Source organism: Escherichia sp. Lx600-2, from assembly GCF_036662595.1.
GTDB classification, from domain to species: Bacteria; Pseudomonadota; Gammaproteobacteria; order Enterobacterales; family Enterobacteriaceae; genus Escherichia; species Escherichia coli.
This window is the reverse complement of the sequence record NZ_JAYQWM010000165.1, coordinates 1-3,933: the sequence shown is the minus strand read 5'-3', so window position 1 is coordinate 3,933 and position 3,933 is coordinate 1. Positions and strand designations below refer to the sequence as shown.

The 3,933-nt window shown below is 44.5% G+C and carries 5 protein-coding genes and 1 pseudogene; 3 read left to right on the top strand and 3 right to left on the bottom strand.

From position 1 onward, the window contains the following. The 3 genes from OQV04_RS25350 to OQV04_RS25345 form a co-directional block, all read left to right on the top strand. Nucleotides 1-61 (top strand): IS1 family transposase (locus tag OQV04_RS25350; RefSeq protein WP_071528444.1); only part of this gene is annotated, 61 nt, incomplete at its 5' end. Nucleotides 62-88: 27 nt separating this feature from the next. Continuing rightward, nucleotides 89-739: an HNH endonuclease gene (locus tag OQV04_RS23795; RefSeq protein ID WP_001037966.1), complete on the top strand. Its 651-nt coding sequence runs from the start codon at nt 89-91 to the stop codon at nt 737-739. Then, complete coding sequence (locus OQV04_RS25345) at nt 739-828, top strand: hypothetical protein (RefSeq protein WP_418267963.1); 90 nt, start codon at nt 739-741, stop codon at nt 826-828. The genes OQV04_RS23795 and OQV04_RS25345 overlap by 1 nt, the downstream gene beginning before the upstream one ends. A gap of 332 nt (nt 829-1,160) precedes the next feature. Here OQV04_RS25345 and OQV04_RS25340 read toward each other — a convergent pair. The 3 genes and pseudogenes from OQV04_RS25340 to nanC form a co-directional block, all read right to left on the bottom strand. Continuing rightward, nucleotides 1,161-1,505: pseudogene (locus OQV04_RS25340) on the bottom strand (sialate O-acetylesterase); the annotation flags it as partial. Between the two features lie 286 nt (nt 1,506-1,791). Then, nucleotides 1,792-2,898, bottom strand: a complete 1,107-nt coding sequence (nanM, locus tag OQV04_RS23785) for an N-acetylneuraminate epimerase (RefSeq protein ID WP_001353974.1) — start codon at nt 2,896-2,898, stop codon at nt 1,792-1,794. Nucleotides 2,899-2,917: 19 nt separating this feature from the next. Continuing rightward, a complete protein-coding gene (gene nanC / locus OQV04_RS23780; RefSeq protein WP_001360088.1) occupies nt 2,918-3,634 on the bottom strand; it encodes an N-acetylneuraminic acid outer membrane channel NanC in 717 nt (238 codons plus the stop codon). Nucleotides 3,635-3,933 lie beyond the last annotated feature (299 nt).

Sequence of the window (3,933 nt, the reverse complement as noted above, 5' to 3'; positions counted from 1 at the left end):
ATCGGTGGAGCTGCATGACAAAGTCATCGGGCATTATCTGAACATAAAACACTATCAATAAGTTGGAGTCATTACCAGGACATTCTCCATGAATAAACTCCCTGATCATCTTCCGCGGCGGTATATCATCGAAGCTATCCATTTATGGGATGCGGGAGAAACTCATCAGTTCCAGCCTGCGCGGTTGTATGAGATTGAATATCATGGCCGACGTTACCCCTCGAAGGCGATTGCTGGCATCGCAGCGACATTGATGACGGGGACGCAATTTACCCCTGCGGATTTCACCGGCGGAATAAAATCTAAATGTGTCAAGCTACTCATAGAGCAGGGATTTCATATTCATCTGGATAAAGCCGCTGCGGCTCCCATAGCCGACGTTCTGTTCCCGGATGAGTTGCCGTCGCAGGAGACATACCTTGAAGGTGCGGCGATAAAGGTGACAGTAAACCGCTATGAACGCGATAAAAAGGCCCGAGATAAAGCGGTCGAACATCATGGATGCCAGTGCAACGTATGCGGTGTTGATCTGGTGAAGATCTATGGTGATATCGCTGAAGGCTTTATCCATGTGCATCACCTGGTGCCGCTGTCAGCCATTAAAGAGGATTACCAGCTGGATCCAGTTAATGATTTGCTGCCTGTGTACCCTAATTGCCATGCGATGTTGCACCGACGCAAACCACCGTTTACGCCGGAGCAGTTAAAAGCGCTGATGGATGCGAATAAATCAAATTAATGAACGCTCACCTTTCGCGCCAAAACTGCAAAATTGCTTCTACAAACTTGTCAGAAATAATCCCCCGACGGGCTGCCGTGCTGAAATGACTGCTTCGCAGTGCCGTCGTCCAGTTCTCCGGTGACCGGTACGCTGAACCGTAATATCCCGTGCTTAAATCGTCCGGGTCTTCATCAGGCGCGTTCGTCAGTCCTCTTTCACCTTGTTGCTGGAAGTCGACGAAAATAATATTGGCTAAAACATTATTTTGATAATTGCCATAAATAACTTCATACGCATGAGGGAAATTTTCTTTCCAGTACCAGGTGGTATCGCCGCAAAACCACGGTGCGTCAGTAATATTATTAAGCTGAGAATGGTATTGTTTTAGATCCCTACGAAAGGCTTCAACCATATGATTAAAGTGTTGAGGGTGTGACGCGTAGTCACTGGTCATTAAGTCAAATTCGCCTTGCATCCAGCATACGCCGAGGAATTTGTTATGCGGATTTTTTGCCAGTGCGGCTCGCGTTCTGCTGACTAAATCCTGGTATAGCGGAGTATCCGTTCCCCAACGACAAGCATCATGGCTGGCTCCGTGCCGTTCTGAATATGTTCCTTCGCTGCCCGCGGTAAAAGCCGATCCGCCACGGCAACACGGAACGATGAGAACCCCTGCATTATCAGGAATAAAGGGCAGTAATTTCCGTGCTATATGCAGTGCCTGGCCAACGGTGCCGTACTGTGTTTGATGATTCGTTGCCAGAGGATGGTGATAACCCTGCATATCCTGAACATCGTGTGGGCAGTGAGTCAGTGGAATAATGTCGTTAAAGTGACATGACGGGCCTCCGGGATGCGTATGCGCAAATCTCGCTAATTGTTTAATTCTGGGATGAGGCGCATCTTCCCTGTCCGGTAATGGCAGTCCTTCGCCATACGCCATGGCATTAGACTGACCAGCAACGGTAAGAATATAGTAATAATCAGGCGATATTATTGCGTTCATATAAATTTCGCGTAATTGAAATGACAAATTGATAGCAGGGCCCCTTTACCGGGGCCCTGAAGCGTTAGTTTTGTACTGTGACTTTATTATCCTTCACAGAAATTAAAACTGAATCCATCACTGCTTTGCCGCCTGCAGTTTCACCGCCAATAATTAATAAACTATTATTCCAGGGCAATGATACTCCGTAGGCCCGACCTTGCGATAATTCACCCGATTTATCCCATTTCCCGTTATACCAAAGATGAATATCAACGCTATATGATTTTTTCAGGCCTTCATGCGCATAGTTCTTACCGTTCTGGTAATTTTCTCGTGAACCTTTGAATCCGGCCCCTCCAGCAAATATAAGAGAATCATTGCTTATCCCCGCAAAACCGCCAGCGACGCCATCTGGTGATGAGACGGGATCAAGCTTATTCCATTTTAAATTATCACCGGTGAAGTCAAGTTCAAATACGGCATCCGTTCGCAATCCTGGTTTGGCTTCGCCATTAATAAGCCAGGTTTTATCACCTTTATTCACAACCGCCGCACCAGCCGTTCCGTACCAGGGAGATTCGCCAGCGTAACTCCATTGCTGTGTTGAGGGATCAAAAGACAACAGAAACTTATTGAAGAAATAATCTTCTGCTTTTTTGTCAAAATAGTAGGCGTTGATTTTATCTATAGCGGTTGAATCTTTTCCAGCTTCGTTGAGATCTTCAAAATAGCCATTGAAGATATTCTGGTTAACACCGCCAGTAACATAAGCCTTGCCGTTGTGTACAAAAGTCACATGGCCCGCCATGCCCATCGGCGCGTGCGACATCAATTTAACCCAGCTATTGGTTTTGGGGTTGTATTTGTGTACGTCATTAAATACCTGAGTCAAGCCCTCGCTGTTTTTGCCAATGCCGCCAAACACATACAGATTGCCATCAATAAATGCAGAGGTTGCTTGATCTCTCGGTCCGCCAGGGAATGCAGCTAACGCTGTCCATCTTTTATCTTTGGCCTGTGTATCCAGCTTGTACCATGCCGTACCTGCGCTACCTAAACCAATGTAGACAGTGTCGTTATCAATTGCTCCGGTACCACTTTTAAATGGCACAGGAGTTTCCGGTAATACAGACGCGTTTGCGGCAAATGAAGCCATTATGATAGTAAGCGCCGTTATTGTTTTATTCATTGTGACTGTCTCCTGTCTACTACAGTTTAAATGACACACCAATGCGATAACTGTTTTCCGATAAATTATCTCTGCCGTTGTAAACACCCTGACGGTCAAGGTAGTCATATTCTATGTATGGCGTAATATCGGGCGTCATATGGTATTGTAGAACAAATGCATTTTCCGTCGCCCATTTCTTATGGTTTGCATAGCGATAATCGTTCTGTTTACTGTATAGCGTCGTTTGCCATGCGAAGGTGAAATCACTATTAATATGGTAAGTGACATATCCATCCCAACGATGAACGTTATCACGAGACATATCACCAGATAAGTCTTGTTGTCGGTAAGCTTTCCAGTCGTAACGATAGCGAATGCCAAAATTAAGATCTTTTGTCGCGTCCCAGGACAGTTTTACGTAGGGTCCGTAGCGTGTGCCATTGCTGCTAAAATGCGTTAACATTCCCGGGCGCACCGTCCATTGATCATCAAGTTTAATCGCGTAATTAACTTCAACCTGAACATCATTGAGTGCGGCATTTTCCTTTTTATTATCATGAATGGTATTCCAGGTATTACTTTCCATGCTTGCCCACCATCCATTTTGCCATCCCTCACTGACTTTGAGTCGAGTCTCATAGGCGTGGCTTCCACTACGATATCCACCACGTACGTCCAGTGTCGCAGCCTGAGAAATTAATGGGGACGAAAAGCACAGTAATAATACGCTAGAAAGTATTTTAGCCTTTTTCATAAATTTCACTCATTTGTAGGATACAGAAAGCAATACAAAGCCCGCATAAACAATTAGCATTTATGTTGTGTAATATTTTTTTGCCAGGCTTATAGTGTCTTTGGCAACGGGTAACTGTATTTTATTTTTTTTGTATAAGGTCTCCTGTGAAAATTCTCTTTTCACATTATTTAAATAAACAGAGATCCAGATTAAATACCTGAGTATAAAATCTCTTCTGATGTTTAATTGATTTGAATGTTCGTAAGTTATATCACTTACTCAATCCATTTTACCCGGAGTCATAAAATAGAGTGTCT